Genomic DNA, 18,659 nt, shown 5'->3' with positions numbered 1-18,659 from the left:
AAGACCAATAATGGTCCTTAAATTTAGGCTTCAGTCGCTTCGTTTACTTCAACGAATTCATCAGCAGTACCAGCTGCTACTGCACGGCCTTCTAGAGCCGCATCAGCGAACGCAGAAACGTACAATTGAACTGCACGGATAGCATCATCGTTCGCAGGGATAACGTAGTCGATACCATCTGGGTTACTGTTAGTATCAACGATACCGATAACTGGGATACCCAATTTGTTCGCTTCTTTGATTGCAATGCGTTCGTGATCAACGTCAACAACGAACAAAGCATCAGGAAGGCCACCCATATCTTTGATTCCACCCAAAGAAAGCTCAAGTTTCTCAAGCTCACGAGTACGCATTAGCGCTTCTTTCTTTGTTAGCTTTTCAAACGTACCATCGTTCATCTGATTTTCAAGGTCACGTAGACGCTTGATAGAAGCACGAATAGTTTTGTAGTTTGTCAACATGCCACCCAACCAGCGATGGTTTACGTAAGGCATAGAAGAACGAGCAGCTTGCTCTTTAATAGATTTAGCTGCAGCGCGTTTAGTACCAACAAACAAAACCTTGTTTTTGTTTTCTGTCATTTTCTTAACAAGCGCTAGCGCTTCATTAAGAGCTGGAACAGTATGCTCAAGGTTGATGATGTGAATCTTGTTACGAGCACCAAAGATGAAAGGCTTCATTTTTGGGTTCCAGTAACGAGTTTGGTGACCGAAGTGAGAACCAACCTGTAGAAGGTCGCGCATAGAAACTGTAGGCATAACAATATCCTTTATTTTTTTGGGTTGTTTTACACTCACCAACTCAAAGTTTCAGCCTGATTAGGTTTAAAGCAACCGTAGGCACCCCAGAAACTCGTCTTATTGTGATGAGGTCGTTAAATTTCATGATTTTATTGTTTTTCAAGAACATCTCAAAAAACGTGCGTTTTATACCACAAAGCCCAAAAAAACTAAAGACCTTAACCAACAAACACACCTAAAGAGATCAGTAGTTCGCCTTTTTCCATTACGGGTAGCGCTAAAACGTGCCAATTGAGGTAGAATATTGAGTAATTAAATCTGTAGCCATATCCTGCAGTCAACACTAGCAAGAGTTTACGACAATTTTATTATGAGCAATGAAATCCTTCAAAAAGTAAAAGACCTAACGGACAACGGGCGAATTGAGGCACCAAGCTGGACACCAAAACCCGCAGCTACCCAATTCACGGATACCAATGACATTGAAGGCATGCGCACTGCGGGTCGCCTCGCCTCAGAAGTACTTGTTATGCTAGAGGAATTTGTCGTTCCTGGTGTTACCACAGAACAGCTAGACATCATTGCCCACAATTACATTGTTGGCGAACAAGGCGCAATTCCTGCACCACTTGACTACCACGGTTTCCCTAAGTCCTGCTGCACTTCAGTTAACGACGTAATTTGTCATGGCATTCCAAATGAAAAGCCGCTTAAAAAAGGCGACATTGTTAACATAGACATTACCGTAATAAAAGACGGCTACTATGGCGATACTAGCCGCATGTTTTTTGCAGGTAGCGCCGCGCCGCACGCAGAGCGCCTTTGTAAAGTCACTCAAGAATGTCTCTACCTTGCCATCGATATGGTGAAACCTGGAACGCGCTTAGGGGACATCGGCGCAGCCATTCAAGCGCACGCACACAAACACCACTACTCCGTTGTCGAAGAATATTGCGGACATGGCGTTGGCACTACCTTCCACGGCTCGCCACAAGTGACTCACTATGGCAAGGCAGGCACAGGTGCAACACTTGAAGAAGGTATGACGTTTACGATCGAACCAATGATCAACGCAGGCAAAAAGCAAGTAAAACACTCTGGCCCAGATAATTGGATAGCCAAAACGAAGGATGGTAGATTGTCAGCTCAGTATGAGCACACGCTTCTTATCACGGCAGACGGTGTTGAAGTATTGACAAAACGCCCGGAAGAAACGCGTTTTTATTAAATCTAAGTGCAAGTAGTTTATAGCACCTTACGCTCTAAACTACCTCGCATTGCGAATTCGATCTAGATAAAACATGACTAAATTAGCTTAATATAAAGAGGCGTTTGATGGAGTTCCCTGCTTTCCCTGATGCACCTCCACTTCTTACAGATGACGAAAAACTGGAACTGAGCAAACCAAACTGCTCAGTTACTCGTTTTAAGGACATTCTTACTGAGAAGACGACTGCATACCATGATCTTTTTAACGACCTATATCCAGTTGAAAAACTAGTAAAAGGTTTTGCTGAACTGTATGACGACGTACTTTACGCGGCATGGCAAGGCAAAGGTCTCGATACTGAACCAAAAGTATCCTTAACCGCAGTCGGCGGATATGGAAGAAGTGAACTCCACCCGAAATCGGACATTGATCTACTCATTCTTCTTAAAGACGATCAAGACCTACCTCAAGACAAAATAGAAAGCTTCATTACCTTTTTATGGGATATGAAACTCGATGTAGGGCATAGCGTCAGAACCATTGAAGAAGCGAGAACGCTCGCAGAAAAAGACATCACGGTTATCACGAATCTCATCGAGTCTCGCACCTTAGCTGGCTCTAGTGATTTACTTGCTACTCTTCAGCTGCAAATCGACACCAATCACATGTGGGATGGCCTTAGCTTTTATCGCGCCAAGATGAAAGAGCAAAAGAGCCGACATGAAAAATATCAAAACACGGCCTATAACCTCGAACCTAACCTAAAAGAATGTCCTGGTGGGCTACGAGATATGCAAGTAATCGATTGGGTTGCAAAGCGGCATCTGCATACTCACCGCCTCAGCGCTTTGATTGATAAACAATTTTTGTCTGAAGATGAATACATGCAAATCAAGGGCGCAGTAAGCCACCTTTGGCGAATTCGCTGGGCGCTTCATATGATTGTTGGACGTAAAGAAGACAGACTCTTGTTCGACCACCAACGAACACTAGCAAAGCTATTTGGTTTTGATGATGAAGACCTTAAACGAAATGTCGAACGCTTCATGCAAGGATATTATCAGAGCGTTGCCGCTATTCAGCAACTAAACGACCTCTTGTTGCAGCATTTCGAAGAGTCATTTCTTTTTATAGATGATAACCCAAACATCGAAGTACTAAATTCGCATTTCCAAATCAGTAATGGACAAATAGAAGCCAGATCAGCAACGCTATTCCAAGATACTCCCTCGGCAATGTTGGAAATCTATGTCTTGATGGGAGAACGAGAAGACATTAAAGGCATTCGCTCCAATACGATGCGTCAACTCCGCGACAGTCTAGACCTAGTCGACGACGAGTTTCGTAACAACAAGGTAAATACCAGCCTATTTTTAGATATTATCTCAAGCCGCTATCGGATGACTTACATTCTAAGGTCAATGAAACACATTGGCTTACTTGGACGTTATTTACCCGAATTTGGCGCTATTATAGGCCAAATGCAACACGACCTTTTTCATATATACACGGTTGACGCACACACATTACAGCTCGTCGAAAATATGCGTCGCCTATGGTTACCAGCCGCGAAATCCCAATTCCCTATTTCTGCTCAAGCTATCCGCCATGTTCCAAAAGTCGAATTACTCTATATTGCAGGCCTTTATCACGATATAGCGAAAGGCCGCGGCGGCGATCATTCTGAACTAGGTTGCGAAGATGCAAGACTATTCTGTGAGCGGCACGGCCTATCCAAACACGAAACGAATTTAATTGTTTGGTTAGTAAGACACCACTTACTCATGTCCGTAACAGCACAGCGCAAAGACATATCAGATCCTGAAGTCATATGGGAATTTGCAAGCCTAGTCAAAAATCAGGAATCTCTCGATTACCTTTTCATATTGACCGTTGCGGACATCAATGCCACCAACCCAACAATGTGGAACAGTTGGCGAGCCTCGCTAATGCGCCAGCTTTATCTCGAAACTAAGCGCGCCCTACGCCGAGGTCTTGATTCGCCAATTGACGCCGACATGCAAGCAGACGAACACAAACAGCGCGCATTAGAAATCCTAATTGAACGCAATGTCGATATGATGGAAGCAGAGTCTATTTGGGACGACATCGAGGACGAATACTTCATTCGTTCTAGTGGTGATGAAATCGCATGGAATACAGAAGCTATCATCAAACATCGTCCTAGCACGAAACCGCTCGTCGCAATAACACCACTCGGCGGAAGAAACTTCTCTGGTGCTTCTAAGATTTTCATTTATACGCCCATTGAAAGCCACGTATTTGCAGTAACGGCTGCTATCTTTGAACAGTTAGGTTTAACAATTTTAGACGCTAAAATTAGTACCACTAACGACAAGTACACCCTAGACACATTTGTGGTGATGGATAGCGACGAGAATGAAACAAACCTTTACTTAGACAAAGATCGTATAGACCTAATAAGAAAAACGCTAATTGAGCAGCTTGCCTCACCTTCTAACTATGAAAGCATGGTACAACGCTTCACCCCTCGAGTTCTGAAGATCTTCAACTCACCGTCCACAGCACATTTTGTGAGTCAGCCTGAAGAAGTTTGGTCGGCACTGGAAATAACAGCTCCTGACAGACCGGGGTTACTTGCAGTAATAGGTCAATTCTTTATGCAAAACAACATAATGCTTCATAAAGCGAAGATTGCGACACTTGGCGAACGCATTGAAGATACATTCTACATAACCGAACAAAACGGCGAACTCATTACAGACAGCATGCGAATGAAAATGATCTGTACGCGCCTGAAAGACAGTATTGATCGCTTCTCTAAAGCGACGGAAGAGAACTAATGAATCCTTTAATTAGCAACCTACACCCCTACCCTTTTCAAAAGCTTGCAGAGCTTCTACAGAACATAGAACCCGCTTCTGACAAGCCACTTATAAAGCTAACCATTGGTGAACCTCAGCATGATGCTCCACAAATCGTGCTTGATGAACTACAAAATTCACTTAATGCGGTTAGAAAATATCCGAGCACAAAAGGCGACCTCGGACTCCGAAAAGCTATTTCAAAATGGGCTTGCAATCGGTTTAACCTACCTACGCTAAATCCAGATACAGAAATACTCCCAGTAACTGGCACTCGAGAAGCCCTCTTTGCCATTGTTCAAACGCTTGTAGGCGCTAAAGAAAACAGCATCGTTGTTAGCCCAAACCCTTTCTATCAAATATACGAAGGCGCCGCGATTTTAGCGGGGGCAGATCTGGAATTTCTAGCCTGTGATGAAAGCAATAACTACCAAGTTGACTATCGCTCCGTTCCCGACGATGTTTGGTCTCGCTGTGAAATCGTATTTGTTTGCTCCCCTAACAACCCTGCAGGCACCGTCACTCCACTCGACGATTATCGTTTTCTATTAGCACAAGCCAAAAAATTCAATTTCACCATCGTTGCCGACGAATGCTATTCTGAAATTTATTTTGGTAAGGATAAGCCTTTAGGGCTATTAGAGGCATGCGTCCAGCTTGGAAATGATCGATACGAAAATTGTCTTATTTTTCAATCCCTCTCCAAGCGTTCTAACTTACCTGGACTGAGATCTGGTTTTGTAGCAGGGGATGCCTCTCTACTCAAACCATTTCTACTATATAGAACATACCAAGGCTGCGCGATGCCAAATCACCATCAAGCCGCCTCCATTGTCGCTTGGGGTGATGAGCAGCACGTCCAACAGAACAGAGATATCTACCAGAGAAAATTCGACACTGTGTTGAACATACTGCAACCGGTTATCAAAGTTAATAAACCCGAAGCTGGTTTCTATTTATGGCCACAACTTCCAATGAACGATGAGGAGTTTTGCGTAAAGCTGTATCAGGAAGAAGCAGTCCTTGTTTTACCTGGCAGCTACTTAGGCAGAGACGTCAATAACAAAAACCCTGGAAGCAACCATGTCAGACTTGCATTGGTAGCTGAAGAAGAACTATGTGCGGAAGCAGCAGAACGCATTCGCAATTTTATAAAGAGAAATTTTCCTCTAAACGAACTGGAGCAATCGAACTAATGAGCAACTCTATTTTTGCTTTCGGCCTAGGCGTAGGCACACAAAACAACGAAAACGCTTGGTTAGAAGTGTTTTATGCCGCACCTGCCGTTAACCCTGAAAATACCGTTGTCGACGCTATTCTAGAAAGCACAAATTACGAAGGCGGTAATGCAACCCTAATTCTAGAAGAGGCAGACTTAAATCGTCTACACCTAGCTTTACTCAAGGCTGGCAACATTGAACAAGCAGAACTTGCTTCAAAATTAAAAGCATCAAAACAGCCAGTTGTTCTTTGCGTCCTAGCAGAAGATGCAGCACCAACGAACCCAGCTGAAGTACATTTAAAGCTTCAACTCATTTCAAACCGACTCGTTCAGCCTCATAACACAGTACTTGACGGAATGTTTGGATTGCTTGTCAACACAGCATGGACAAGCGACGGCCCGATCGACGTAAAAGAACTCGCAGATCGCCAACTAGCGGCTCGTATGGAAGGCCGAACAATCGAAGTTTTCAGTGTCGATAAGTTTCCTAAAATGGCTAACTTTGTCGTCCCTTCAGGCGTTCGTATTGGTGATGCGTCGCGCATTCGTCTTGGTGCTCATTTGGGCGAAGGCACGACAGTCATGCACGAGGGCTTTGTAAACTTCAATGCCGGCACACTTGGCGTGAGCATGGTTGAAGGCCGAATTTCTGCAGGTGTTGTCGTTGGCAACGGATCAGACCTAGGTGGTGGCTGCTCTACAATGGGAACACTGTCTGGCGGTGGCAACATTGTTATCGGTGTTGGAAAGGAATGCCTAATTGGCGCCAACGCAGGTATCGGTATTGGCCTTGGTGATCGATGCACAATCGAATCAGGCCTATACATTACAGCGGGATCAAAAGTTGCGGTTCTTGATGAAAACAACAAGGTTGTTTCTACTGTGAAAGCGCGCGAGCTTTCAGGTCAATCAGACCTTCTGTTCCGCCGCAACTCAGAAACCGGTGCTATAGAGTGCAAAACCAATAAAACTGCAATCGCTTTGAACGAAGCGCTGCATGCGCACAACTAATTTCATCAAATAGACACCAAAAGCCCAAATATACGGCTTAGTACGCATAAGGAGACTAACTTTCTTATGCGTACCTTCTTTATGCCTTCAATTTACAAAACAGAGCACCCTACAATGATCACAATTTACGGCATCAAAAATTGCGACACTATGAAAAAAGCCATGCGCTGGTTAGATAATCGAGGAACAGAATACACCTTTCACGATTATAGAAAAGATGGCTTAGACGAAGCCCTACTGACTGCTTGGATTAATACACTTGGTTGGGAATCGATTGTCAACAAACGTGGCACAACGTGGCGCAAGCTCGATGACGCCATAAAAGAGAAAATGGACAATCAACTCGCGTTAACCACGCTGATAGAACAACCCGCTATGATCAAGCGCCCTTTACTAATAACCGGCGCCGGCATCACGCTTGGGTTCAAAGAAGCTGAATACGAAGCCATCTTTGAATAGAAAGAAAACCTAATTTTCTATGGTAAGATAACAGGCACATAAGGGTCTTGATTAGTTTGCTTCTGATCCGATATTTGCACAGGAGTCAGATTAGAATTTGAACCCTGTGAACCAGAAGATTGACTCTTATCACCCTGAATAACAGGCACATAGTAGGCATTTTGCACTTTTCCTGAGTTTCCTTGAAAAAAGCTGCAAGCACTTAGACTGATACCTAAAAATACAATTAAACTAATTCTCATATAATAACCCTTTTTGCTGCTTACACTTTATCATAGCGTAATTAGCAAAAGCGAAATAAAAGTAGGAAAAGCATGACTCAACAGTCGCCCACCACAGATTCTCACAATACGCTCACACCAACTCTCGAACTTGCTATCGACCTAATGTCTCGAGCTTCGGTTACACCCGAAGATGCAGGTTGCCAAGAAACCATGATAAAGCGACTTGAGAAAATCGGATTCACTGTTGAAAAAATGCCCTTTGGTGACGTAAAGAATTTTTATGCAAAGCGCGGTAATGACGGGCCAAACTTGTGTTTTGCTGGCCATACAGATGTCGTCCCCACAGGTCCAGAAGCCGAATGGAAAGTACCTCCTTTCGAACCTCAAATCATTGACGGGATACTTTACGGACGCGGCGCAGCCGACATGAAAGGTAGCCTAGCATCAATGATCATTGCCGTAGAACGCTTCATTGACAACAACCCGAATCATAAAGGGCAAATTTCATTTCTTATTACCAGCGATGAGGAAGGCCCATTTGTAGACGGCACAACCCGTGTAGTCGATACGCTTATGGCACGAAATGAAAAAGTTGATTGGTGTATTGTTGGTGAACCATCGAGTACAAACACACTTGGTGACATTATTAAAAATGGTCGTCGAGGGTCTTTTAGTGGCGACCTGACCGTCTTCGGAAAGCAAGGCCATGTCGCCTACCCTCACCTAGCAAAGAACCCCATTCATCTAGCATCACCCGCGATTACCGAACTGTCAGAGACCGTCTGGGATCAAGGGAATGATTTCTTCCCTCCCACAAGCTTCCAGGTATCCAATATCAACGCGGGCACAGGCGCAACAAACGTTGTTCCAGGGACACTAAACGCGCAATTCAATTTCCGTTTTTCGTCAGAGCTGGATTTTGACTCACTAAAAGAAAAAGTGATCTCCATTCTCGATAAACATGAATTGAACTATGAAGTTGACTGGACCTACAACGGCCTCCCGTTTCTAACACGCCCTGGAGAACTCGTCGACGCCATAACAAAAGCCATAGAAAAGACCGTCGATATTACCCCGACACTGTCCACATCGGGCGGGACATCAGATGGCCGCTTTATTGCTAAAATGGGCACACAGGTTGTCGAACTAGGACCAATTAACGCAACGATACACCAAATAAATGAACATATTGAAGCCAACAGCCTTAATCAACTTACAAGCATTTATGAAGGTGTTTTAGAAAACTTATTCGGTTAATCACTACGTAACCACACCTAGAATGAAAAAACGTTCTGTACTACACGAGCTCGCTATTAAGCTGGGAAAAGACCCTAAGCGAGCCTTAATGAAGCTAATACAAGGCGGCTTGCTGTTCTTGTTTGGCACCCTTATGATTCTCGTATCAGAAAGAGCATTGACTGATTCAATGGTTCAGGAGCTGGCTGCACTTTTAGGCGTCATTGTCGCAGCAGCTGGCGTTATCTGGTCTCTGATTGGCTACTTATCCATGAGTATTTTGAGAATTTATCACATGCTAAATCGCAAGGATTAGTTATGCAGGCAGATATCGAAATTTACGTTTTGTCGTGCCCTACTGAAACCATCGTTGAATGGCTTTCCCAGTCTTTTAAAGTTCAATCCACTACCTCAGAGTCAGATACTTCACTCACTCTCAAACTTCTCCATAATAATCATATAATTCCTGTGACCATCTTAGAAAAAGCCGCAGGAAAACGCTTTACTTCAATCTGGTTCGATTCCCCAAATACACCTTGGAAAAATGACATGGAATGCGCTAAAAGCGCCTTTGAAGTACTTCAATCCGAAGTTCGATGTAATTTTCAAGGCTGGCAAGAAGCAGGTGAAGAAGACCCTGACCAATGGTGGCGCATTAACGCCAATGGTGAAGGGCTATATATCTGGAGATAAACACATTCACAAACTGACTAAAAGTCACAGTTATCCAACCACTATAAAAATTAACGAGTTAAAAAAATGCAAATTACCTTATTGAAAGGCAAGCTTCACATGGCCAAAGTAACCCAAGCAGAACTTTGGTACGACGGCTCCTGTGCTATCGATAAAGATCTTGTAGAACTAGCAGGCTTGAGAGAGTTTGAACGAATAGACATCTATAACGTCGATAATGGTGAGCGCTTTTCAACCTACGTCATACTTGCAGAAGCAGGCTCCAACACTATCTCTATGAACGGTGCGGCTGCACGGAAAGTTCAAGTTGGAGATCGCGTTATCATCGCTGCCTATGGACAGATGGAAGAGTCTGAAGCCAGTAACTTTAAACCTAAATTGGTTTACTTAAACAGCGACAATAGCGTTGAACGCTCTACTAATACCATTCCCGTTCAGAAAAAATAATCTGCTTTCTACGAGTGTTTGAAATCAAAATCTATCTGCTGCTGATCGCTGTCTCAAGAACACTCTAAAGAGATCATGCATATACCCGTAGCAGATAGAGTATTTCTTTACCTCCTCGGCCGACAACTCCAAACCTTTCAAAGAGCAGGTAACAATGTTCGGCAAAGAGAAAGAGCGGCTATTACTCTTCTGCCAACGCCGCATAGCCAACATTAAAAGCACTCTCTTGAAATGCCTTCAACCCCGTCGCTTTAAATGGAATCGGGATAGGGTGTTTTTGAAGCGCCTCTTTTATGGCAGCGTTGTTTATAAGTTCAACCTGAACACCTTCAAGTAACTGCAAACACGCCTCAATCTTAAACCCGACAGCGCCGCCAGCAAACTTACCTTTGGTAGGTCGCTCTTTGATTACCAAACGCGTCACTTTGTAATCTTCAAAAAGCTTTGCAATAAGACGTTGGAATTTTCTAATACTTTCGCTTTCATTTGGGTTGTGAAGAGGGTGACGAACTTGACGACACTCTGCGATTTGAAAAAGACCATCTTGTTTCGAAAGCAAACACAAGATCAGTTCACTCCCTTTTATTTCAGCGCCACATGTAATCATATTATTGCTTCTAATCAGTATAAGTTAAGCAAATAAAAGCGGGCAAAAGCCCGCTTTTATTAACGCTATATGAGATGGTTAAAAGCTACTTTAGTGCTTCTAGCGCAGCTTCATAATTAGGCTCATCAGCCGTTTCTGCAACTTGTTCAGTAAATAAGACATTACCTGATTCATCAAGCACAACAACAGCACGAGACAGTAAACCCGCAAGCGGTCCTGTTGTGAATACAAGGCCGTAATCTTCGCCAAATGTTGAACGGAAAGTAGAACCAGTTTCAACACTGTCTAGACCTTCAGCACCACAAAAACGTGCTGCAGCAAACGGTAGATCTGCAGAAACACATACTACAATAGTATTCTCTAATGAAGCAGCTGTTTCATTAAACTTACGTACAGACGTTGCGCAAGTTGGAGTATCAACTGAAGGAAAAATATTTAAAACAACTTTTTTGCCAGCATAATCTGTCAAAGTTGCTGTTGATAAGTCTGTTTTCACCAGCTCAAACTGAGGAGCCTGCGTGCCAACGGTAGGCAACTCACCAACGGTTTCAAACTCATTACCCTTTAAAGTAACAACAGCCATAATATCCTCTCGATTTAATTGTGCTTAGTTTCGAATAATAGAAACATTTTCAGCTTGTTTACCTTTTTCGCCTTCGGTGACATAAAAGCGAACCTTTTGTCCTTCTACCAAGAAGCGACGTCCACGGCCACGAATCGCACGATAATGAACGAATACATCATCACCATCATCTAGTGTTAAGAAACCAAATCCTTTAGATGAGTTAAACCATTTCACAGTTCCTAACTCACGATCGTCATTCTCGTCTTCTTCAAACTCATCAGACGATGCACTAGACGAACTGCCCTGACTAATCATAGTACCTAAATAAACGGCTACTAGAATAAATCCAAAATACACCAAGTAATTTGTTTCAATTTTTTCTCCCAGCACACTCGCAATCAATACTGGCGTTATAAGCGCGATAACGATGCTGGTAATAAGTGATCTCAATGAGAAAAAAGAGAGAGATCCATTCGTTTTGTTTTTTGTATCCTGTTGTGAACTCATAACTATCATCTCTTGTTTAGTCAATGTTACGTAAACGACATAAATTAATGCTACTGAATTTCATGATTAGCAACTAAATTTGAACACCATTCTCAATAATAGAAAGCCAATACAAACTAGACGCCCTAAAATAGCAAAGGTGCAAATCGAAATTCAGCAATTTTCACGCCAAATATAATGTCTTAACTATCAGAAATTAGTGATAGTTAAGAATATATCTGCGAAAATTAACGACTTAGCCTAGTAAGATTAACATACTGAAGAATACTATGAATACCTCAGAACTCGAACAACATGTATATGAGCTGGAATTTAAGCTTCAATATCAAGAAGACACGATAGAAAGCCTGAATAACGAGATCGCAAGCCATCAAAAAGACATCTTACTCCTGAAAGAACAGGTCCAATGGTTAGCAAAACGCGTCGACTCTCAAAAAGAACAACAATCAAACATCAACGTAGCCAATGAAAGGCCACCTCATTACTAGGGAAGGTGTGAACAAGTCCACTGACTTCAGCGAGTGGATACCGCTTCTTTATTCGAAGCAAGTGTCTCGAGGCCAAATGTCGCCGTCCAATATTGAGCATATTGGCAAGAAAGTTAACAAAGAATTAAATAGAGCGCGAATTTAACCCGAAGTGCAGCTCGCCCTTCGGGTCTTTCGTACCTTCCCTAGAGTGTGGCCGTTATTTTAGTTCGGCGCAGAATCTAAAGACGACTTAACGTAGATATCAAATCGCCCAGCTTTTCCCTCAAGCTTATAGGTAGGCTCCACACCATTAAGATAAGGCGCCCCTTTCGGTCGTTTAACAACCGTTCGAAAGCGGCATAATTGATAGGCATGATCCAAAAGTAGATCAGCATCATCATCTTGACCCACTAGGTCGCGAAAAAACGCCATCTCTTTTTTTGCTGCGGCGCTCTTTTCCATATGAGGGAACATGGGATCAAGATAAACAACATCATAAGCAGAAGAGTGATCAAACAACTGCCCTTCTAAAAGCACCATATTGGATGTAATATCACTTACCTCTAGGCTTAGAGACGCTCGCTTTAGGCCGTCTTTAAGCATCTCTCGCACAAAAGGGACTCTTTCACACATATCCACTCGGCAACCCAGTGATGCAAGCACAAATGCGTCTCGTGCGAGTCCAGCGGTTGCATCTAGAACACTAAGCCCTTTACGCTTGCTTACTCCAACAGCCTTAGCAATATCCTGCCCTTTGCCACCACCGAATTTTCGTCGATGATCATTCGCTCCCGACGCAAACTCAATGACTACAGGCTTCGCTGCACCTTTGCCCGTTTGCGCTAATTCAATGTGCGTTTCGTGCACCATAAGAACATATGCATATTCTGTAAAAAACTTAAACGAGGTTTTTAAACGGACAAGAGGTAACTGAGTAATACTTGAAATTTCGTGCGCCGCCACTTGAGCTAAATTACTTTCATAACCGACACAAAGCGAACTAGGCAAAAACATCCACTCCAATTAACATATTTCGAGGATTGTCTGCCGCTAAAGCAGCAGTAGATTCGTAAGCCTGTAATGCCTCTCGCGCAAACTTATCAGGAGACTCAACTTTCGAAAAGCCACTACGCGATTCAAACTGAGCTTTAAATGCATTTTCGAAGTCTACAACACTGCTGACATTGACAGGAAGCTTCTGAGAAGAAGATCCATCTCCATTAGACGTACTGGGAAGCGTCGACCTTGAAGGGGTGGCGCCAGCCTTAAACGATACCGGAAATTGTCCACTTACCTGCATAACCGTCCTTACGAGCCGCTATATACAATTACCAGTAATATAGCGCCTAATACCAATCTGTAAAACAAAAAAGGTAAAAAGCCCATACTGTTAAGCCATTTCAAAAAGAAATAAATGCATAGATAAGCACTAATCGCAGAGATGAGTACACCCCAGACAAGTGCATTCCAATCAACCGCTATATTGCTTCCAATCAGCTCAATAAGCTTTAATCCGCCCGCTGCTGTAATCAGAGGGACAGACAATAAAAAAGAAAAACGCGCAGCCGTTTGACGGTCAAAGCCCATTGCTCTCGCAGCGGTCATTGTGACCCCTGAACGTGACGTGCCGGGAATTAGCGCGATTGCTTGCGCACAGCCAATCAGAAAACCGGACAGGTAACCTAACTGAGCTTCGCCTTTTTGTGTTGGTGCAAATTTATCTGAGACCCATAACAGTACACCAAAGCCTATCGTGGTATAGGCGATCACTTCGATTGTCCTAAAATGCGTTTCTATGAAGTTCTCAAACAACACACCACAAAGACCCGCAGGTATTGTTCCTAAGATTATGCACCAACCAAGCTTACTCGTTTGATCCACTCTACGATGTACAATCCCAGACAGCCAGCCCTGAGCAATTTTCCAAAGATCTTTCCAAAAATAAGAAACCACAGCAACCAAGGTCCCAACATGAACCGCCACATCAAATGCCAGCCCTTGATCAGGCCAACCTAGTAACTGTGAAGGTAAAATCAAGTGGGCGGAACTTGATATCGGTAAAAACTCCGTTAACCCCTGAATTAACGCCAGTATTACGATGTGGTACCACAACATCGGTTATCGTTTCCCTATTCTTGGCGGTTGTTTTTCCCACGTCACTTCGTCACGAAGATAAGTAGGTATAGCGTGATACGCATCGACTACGTTGCCGTTATTAAAATCGATCTCTGCGAGTCTTGCAATACAGGCAGCACGTGGTGCTCTATCGTCCAAAAGCAAAGATGCACTGCGCTTTAAGCCACTCTCTATAATCTCTCGATGTAGCCATCCGGAACCTATCGCAGCAAAGTCTTCGCCAAAACCTCCAATCGCATCCGGTTTGCAAACACGTTCAGATAGAAATTCAGAAATAGCTAAACCAGATTCAGATTCTGAAAATTGATAACCGCCAATATAAACCTCTCCCATTCGAGCATCTAACGCTGGCAACCAAAGGCTATCGTGAGTTTCTTGATAACCTTCGTAAGCAAGCGCTTTTAGAGTCGAGACAGGAATAACAGGAAGATCTTGACCATACGCCAACCCTTGAACCACGCCCGCACTGATCCTCAAACCAGTAAAGGATCCTGGACCGCGGCCAAAGCTGATAGCATCGAGCTGAGACAACGAAATACCCGCTTGAGCAAGAATTTGCTCAAGCATAGGGAGAATTAAATCATTATGTTGACGGGGCGCAATACGAAAATCTTCGAGTACTGCACCGTTGATGGCCAACGCTACCGAACAGGCAGGCGTTGACGTATCTAAAGCAAGAATAGATGGCATAACGGTATCTTAAGCTTTTAACGCGCTTAGTAAGCTCTCTTTGATTTCGTTTAGATCGCCAACGCCGTTTACATTAACGAATTTAGGAGCAGATTCTGGCGCGTCTTTTTGCCATGTCTGATAGTAACCAATTAGTGGTGCAGTTTGGTCATGATAAACGCCCAAACGCTTACGAACCGTTTCCTCAGTATCGTCTGCACGCTGGATAAGCGCTTCACCTGTAATGTCATCCTTCCCTTCCGTTTTAGGTGGGTTGTAGACAACATGATAGGTACGACCAGATGACTCATGAACACGACGACCGCTCATACGTTGAACAATTTCTTCGTCTGCAACATCGATTTCTACAACAAAATCAATTTTTACGCCAGCTTCTTTAAGCGCATCAGCTTGAGGGATAGTACGAGGGAATCCATCAAACAACGCACCATTCTTACAATCATCCTGAGTCAAACGTTCTTTTACCAAACCAATAATAATATCGTCAGAAACCAATTGACCGGCATCCATAACTGCTTTGGCTTTAATACCCAACTCGGTACCGGCTTTTACAGCAGCACGCAACATGTCACCAGTCGAAATTTGAGGGATGCCAAATTCTTCCGTGATGAATTGAGCTTGAGTACCTTTACCTGCGCCAGGCGCACCTAACAGAATTACTCGCATAATATACCTCCAAAAGTCTGTAAAAAATTGGCACAACCAACGGATCACTCAAGGTAAATATTGTCTTTCTATAGACAACAGGGCCACGCCCAATTTATGAGCTAAGTCGATCCACTAGCATGAAAAATTTAAATGGTCGCCAAGCATACCCAAGCTCACTAAGAATATGCAAATTTAGCGTTAATATTTTGACCTTTTAGTCTAAATATTAGACATTTTCGCAAATTACCCTCTCTAGCCCGTATTTTGCATACCACTTGCTATTCCCGCCATCGTAATCATCAGAGCTTTATCCACAGCACTGTTTTGATCGTCTTTTCGACTACGGTATAGAAGTTCTGCTTGTAAATAATGCAAAGGGTCAATATAAGGGTTACGCACGTCGATTGACTGCCTAATTGTTTTATTGTCTTCAATTAAGCGATCTTGTTGCTTAAGCTGTTTCACTAAAGCGGAAACTTGAGACAATTTATTACGTAATAACTGCCCCAGTCCTTGCAATTCAGGAGTCACAAGGCGTTTTTCATAATACTCTGCGATTTCTGGCTCAGATTTCGCCAATACCATATCAAGCATGTCTAGATAAGCCCCAAAGAAAGGCCAATTTTCATGCATTTCTCGCAATTTATCTAAATGACCTGAGTCGATAGCTTGCTGCAGCGCACTTTCCGCGCCTAGCCAGGCAGGTAACATTAAACGAATTTGCATCCACGCAAAGATCCAAGGAATGGCGCGCAAGCTTTCAACGCCGCCATCAGAACGACGCCTAGCCGGACGCGAACCAAGTGGTAACTTCGCTAGCTCTTGTTCTGGCGTAATAGCCCTAAAATAAGGAACAAACTCTTCATGTCCTCGAACAATTGAGCGATATTGGTTCATACCGACTTCCGCTATCTCATCCATGATTGCTCGCCATTCTTGTTTAGGCGCTTCGGCGGGCATCAAGGTCGCTTCCATTACCGCTGAGCAATACAGTTCAAGCGACCGCACTGCAATATCAGGAATTCCGAACTTAAACCGAATCATTTCGCCTTGTTCGGTAACTCGAATCGCACCGTTCACTGACCCAGGTGGCTGAGATAGAATTGCAACATGCGCTGGACCGCCTCCACGGCCCACTGTACCGCCTCGGCCATGGAACAACGTCAAATGTACGCCGTGTTTTTCGCACAACCTTGTTAACGCTTCCTGTGCACGATACTGCCCCCAAGTCGCCGCAATTTGCCCAGCGTCTTTCGCTGAATCTGAATAACCGATCATGACCTCTTGCTTTCCATCTATATAGGCTTTGTACCAAGGAATAGAAAGCAGTTGCTCGATGATCGGCTCCGCATTATCGAGATCTGCCAATGTTTCAAACAGCGGTACGATTCGCATGGGGAAAGACACTTTAGATTCTTTTAATAGCAATGCGACGGCAAGAACATCAGATGGCGCACTGGCCATAGAAATAACATAGGAACCAAATGAGTTTTGATGTCCGCGAGCAATCATTGCAAAAGAATCAAGTACCTCTTGCACTTCGGCATTAGGCTCCCACTCCATTGGAATAAGAGGACGCCTTGAATTCAGCTCGGCAAGAAGAAATGCCTGACGAGACGCTTCGTCCCATTCTGCATAGTCCCCTAACCCATAAAAACGCGTAATCGCTGAAATTGCATCAATGTGTCGAGACGCATCTTGTCTAACATCGAGTTTCAATAATGTCACACCGAATGTCGCTGCACATCGAATCAAGTCAAGTAGCGAACCATTAGCAATCACCTTCATGCCGCTATCAAGCAAAGACTGATAACAAAGCGTCAAGTCGTTCAACAAGTCTTCACTGTCTAAAATGATGCCGACAGAACTCGCTTCCTCACCATCTAAACGAGCCTGAGCCCATTCTTTGGTACGCGTCATTTTCTGCTCTAGGTTTCTTAAAACCTCTCTGTAGGGCTGAACGCTATCGCCTACTCGATCACGAAGAGCATCATTGCATTGGGTCATGGAAAATTCAGATCTAAGTAGATTCAGATCTTTGATATATAGATCTGCCGCCATCCAACGAGCTAACAAAGTGACTTCTTCAGTGACGGTATGCGTCACATTCGGATTACCGTCTCGGTCTCCTCCCATCCAACTCGCGAATCGTATCGGAGAAAGGTCCAACGGAAGATGGTCACTATCGGTATAACGGGAAAACTGTTCATCTAGCTGACGAAAAAATCTAGGAACAGCTTGCCACAAGGATTGCTCGATGACTGCGTATCCCCATTTTGCTTCATCAACAGGCGATGGGCGTTCTGCCCGTATTTCGTCCGTATGCCAAGCCTGCGTAATAATTTCTTTCAGTCGGCGAATATGCTTACTTTCTTCCAACGGGAGAATGTTATCTTTGTCTAACGATTCAAGCTCACTGGAAATATTATCGTATTTTCGGATTAGAGAACGACGTACAATTTCGGTTGGATGAGCCGTTAAAACAAGTTCAATGTTTTGTTTTTTTAACGTCTCTAACATTTGCTCTGGGCTAAACTGCTTTTCCTCCAAGCGCGTCAACAAATCCCCCAAAGGGTTTTTATACACACCAAGACTTTCGTTCGTTTTGCGACGGTGAACACGATGATACTGTTCAGCAATATTAGAGAGATTTAAAAATTGGTTAAACGCTCGAGCGACAGGAACGATATCTTCGTCGTTCAACTCTTCCAATGCTTTAATAAGAGCTTGTGAGTCGCCCAACTGCCGTCCATCTTTGGAAAGCTGCCTTATGGTTTCGACGGTCTGAAGAAAATCGTCTCCCAAATGATTACTCATGGTTTCCCCAAGGCAATCCCCTAGTAGTCTTACATTTTCTCTCAAAGAAGCCTGACGATCACTCACACATATCTCCTTTTGCTATCGCTTAATTCTCTTTAAAGTCGGCGTACGCACAACCCCGATTAAAC

21 protein-coding genes are annotated in these 18,659 nt (G+C 43.7%); 10 read left to right on the top strand and 11 right to left on the bottom strand.

What is annotated here, in order from left to right; genetic code table 11:
- Positions 1-23 precede the first annotated feature (23 nt).
- Positions 24-758 (bottom strand): 30S ribosomal protein S2, encoded by a 735-nt coding sequence (gene rpsB, locus MARME_RS05780; protein ID WP_013660324.1) that lies wholly within the window; start codon positions 756-758, stop codon positions 24-26.
- Between the two features lie 352 nt (positions 759-1,110).
- Here rpsB and map point away from each other — a divergent pair, with 352 nt between their 5' ends.
- The 5 genes from map (at position 1,111) to MARME_RS05755 (ending at position 7,488) form a co-directional block, all read left to right on the top strand.
- The gene (gene map / locus MARME_RS05775; RefSeq protein WP_013660323.1) at positions 1,111-1,968 is read left to right on the top strand and encodes a type I methionyl aminopeptidase; all 858 of its coding nucleotides are present in this window, start codon (positions 1,111-1,113) and stop codon (positions 1,966-1,968) included.
- Between the two features lie 107 nt (positions 1,969-2,075).
- Complete coding sequence (glnD, locus tag MARME_RS05770) at positions 2,076-4,775, top strand: [protein-PII] uridylyltransferase (RefSeq protein WP_013660322.1); 2,700 nt, start codon at positions 2,076-2,078, stop codon at positions 4,773-4,775.
- Entirely contained in the window at positions 4,775-5,992 is a 1,218-nt protein-coding gene (dapC, locus tag MARME_RS05765; RefSeq protein WP_013660321.1) for a succinyldiaminopimelate transaminase, read from the top strand. The genes glnD and dapC overlap by 1 nt, the downstream gene beginning before the upstream one ends.
- Positions 5,992-7,029, top strand: a complete 1,038-nt coding sequence (gene dapD, locus MARME_RS05760) for a 2,3,4,5-tetrahydropyridine-2,6-dicarboxylate N-succinyltransferase (protein ID WP_013660320.1) — start codon at positions 5,992-5,994, stop codon at positions 7,027-7,029. The genes dapC and dapD overlap by 1 nt, the downstream gene beginning before the upstream one ends.
- 66 nt (positions 7,030-7,095) lie before the next feature.
- The gene (locus MARME_RS05755; RefSeq protein WP_013660319.1) at positions 7,096-7,488 is read left to right on the top strand and encodes an ArsC family reductase; all 393 of its coding nucleotides are present in this window, start codon (positions 7,096-7,098) and stop codon (positions 7,486-7,488) included.
- Positions 7,489-7,505: 17 nt separating this feature from the next.
- On the opposite strand, the gene MARME_RS05750 is transcribed toward MARME_RS05755, so the two are convergent.
- Positions 7,506-7,730, bottom strand: a complete 225-nt coding sequence (locus tag MARME_RS05750) for a hypothetical protein (RefSeq protein ID WP_013660318.1) — start codon at positions 7,728-7,730, stop codon at positions 7,506-7,508.
- A 72-nt stretch (positions 7,731-7,802) separates the two neighbouring features.
- Here MARME_RS05750 and dapE point away from each other — a divergent pair, with 72 nt between their 5' ends.
- From dapE to panD, 4 genes are all read left to right on the top strand, one after another.
- On the top strand, positions 7,803-8,969 hold the full coding sequence (dapE, locus tag MARME_RS05745) for a succinyl-diaminopimelate desuccinylase (protein ID WP_013660317.1): 1,167 nt from the start codon (positions 7,803-7,805) through the stop codon (positions 8,967-8,969).
- An 88-nt stretch (positions 8,970-9,057) separates the two neighbouring features.
- The gene (locus MARME_RS05740) at positions 9,058-9,264 is read left to right on the top strand and encodes a hypothetical protein (protein WP_223295015.1); all 207 of its coding nucleotides are present in this window, start codon (positions 9,058-9,060) and stop codon (positions 9,262-9,264) included.
- A gap of 2 nt (positions 9,265-9,266) precedes the next feature.
- Positions 9,267-9,641 (top strand): hypothetical protein, encoded by a 375-nt coding sequence (locus MARME_RS05735; RefSeq protein ID WP_013660315.1) that lies wholly within the window; start codon positions 9,267-9,269, stop codon positions 9,639-9,641.
- Between the two features lie 66 nt (positions 9,642-9,707).
- Positions 9,708-10,088 (top strand): aspartate 1-decarboxylase, encoded by a 381-nt coding sequence (gene panD, locus MARME_RS05730; RefSeq protein WP_013660314.1) that lies wholly within the window; start codon positions 9,708-9,710, stop codon positions 10,086-10,088.
- Positions 10,089-10,269: 181 nt separating this feature from the next.
- On the opposite strand, the gene MARME_RS05725 is transcribed toward panD, so the two are convergent.
- The 3 genes from MARME_RS05725 to MARME_RS22785 form a co-directional block, all read right to left on the bottom strand.
- Positions 10,270-10,695 carry a DUF3010 family protein gene (locus MARME_RS05725; RefSeq protein WP_013660313.1) on the bottom strand — a complete coding sequence of 142 codons (426 nt, stop codon included), beginning with the start codon at positions 10,693-10,695 and terminating at the stop codon, positions 10,270-10,272.
- An 85-nt stretch (positions 10,696-10,780) separates the two neighbouring features.
- Complete coding sequence (gene tpx / locus MARME_RS05720) at positions 10,781-11,278, bottom strand: thiol peroxidase (RefSeq protein ID WP_013660312.1); 498 nt, start codon at positions 11,276-11,278, stop codon at positions 10,781-10,783.
- Positions 11,279-11,302: 24 nt separating this feature from the next.
- Positions 11,303-11,767, bottom strand: a complete 465-nt coding sequence (locus MARME_RS22785; RefSeq protein WP_013660311.1) for a cold-shock protein — start codon at positions 11,765-11,767, stop codon at positions 11,303-11,305.
- Between the two features lie 269 nt (positions 11,768-12,036).
- Here MARME_RS22785 and MARME_RS05710 point away from each other — a divergent pair, with 269 nt between their 5' ends.
- Complete coding sequence (locus MARME_RS05710) at positions 12,037-12,255, top strand: SlyX family protein (RefSeq protein WP_013660310.1); 219 nt, start codon at positions 12,037-12,039, stop codon at positions 12,253-12,255.
- Positions 12,256-12,459: 204 nt separating this feature from the next.
- On the opposite strand, the gene MARME_RS05705 is transcribed toward MARME_RS05710, so the two are convergent.
- The 6 genes from MARME_RS05705 to ppc form a co-directional block, all read right to left on the bottom strand.
- Positions 12,460-13,251 (bottom strand): class I SAM-dependent methyltransferase, encoded by a 792-nt coding sequence (locus MARME_RS05705; RefSeq protein ID WP_148231004.1) that lies wholly within the window; start codon positions 13,249-13,251, stop codon positions 12,460-12,462.
- On the bottom strand, positions 13,238-13,537 hold the full coding sequence (locus tag MARME_RS05700; RefSeq protein WP_013660308.1) for a hypothetical protein: 300 nt from the start codon (positions 13,535-13,537) through the stop codon (positions 13,238-13,240). The genes MARME_RS05705 and MARME_RS05700 overlap by 14 nt, the downstream gene beginning before the upstream one ends.
- 8 nt (positions 13,538-13,545) lie before the next feature.
- Positions 13,546-14,352, bottom strand: a complete 807-nt coding sequence (locus tag MARME_RS05695) for an undecaprenyl-diphosphate phosphatase (RefSeq protein ID WP_013660307.1) — start codon at positions 14,350-14,352, stop codon at positions 13,546-13,548.
- Positions 14,353-14,355: 3 nt separating this feature from the next.
- Positions 14,356-15,063 carry a tRNA (adenosine(37)-N6)-threonylcarbamoyltransferase complex dimerization subunit type 1 TsaB gene (gene tsaB / locus MARME_RS05690; RefSeq protein WP_013660306.1) on the bottom strand — a complete coding sequence of 236 codons (708 nt, stop codon included), beginning with the start codon at positions 15,061-15,063 and terminating at the stop codon, positions 14,356-14,358.
- 9 nt (positions 15,064-15,072) lie between these two features.
- Complete coding sequence (gene adk, locus MARME_RS05685; protein WP_013660305.1) at positions 15,073-15,729, bottom strand: adenylate kinase; 657 nt, start codon at positions 15,727-15,729, stop codon at positions 15,073-15,075.
- Between the two features lie 234 nt (positions 15,730-15,963).
- Positions 15,964-18,594 carry a phosphoenolpyruvate carboxylase gene (ppc, locus tag MARME_RS05680; RefSeq protein WP_013660304.1) on the bottom strand — a complete coding sequence of 877 codons (2,631 nt, stop codon included), beginning with the start codon at positions 18,592-18,594 and terminating at the stop codon, positions 15,964-15,966.
- Positions 18,595-18,659 lie beyond the last annotated feature (65 nt).

Origin of the sequence: Marinomonas mediterranea MMB-1 (genome assembly GCF_000192865.1) — a bacterium.
Classification (GTDB): domain Bacteria; phylum Pseudomonadota; class Gammaproteobacteria; order Pseudomonadales; family Marinomonadaceae; genus Marinomonas; species Marinomonas mediterranea.
This window is presented reverse-complemented; position numbering and strand designations above follow the sequence as displayed.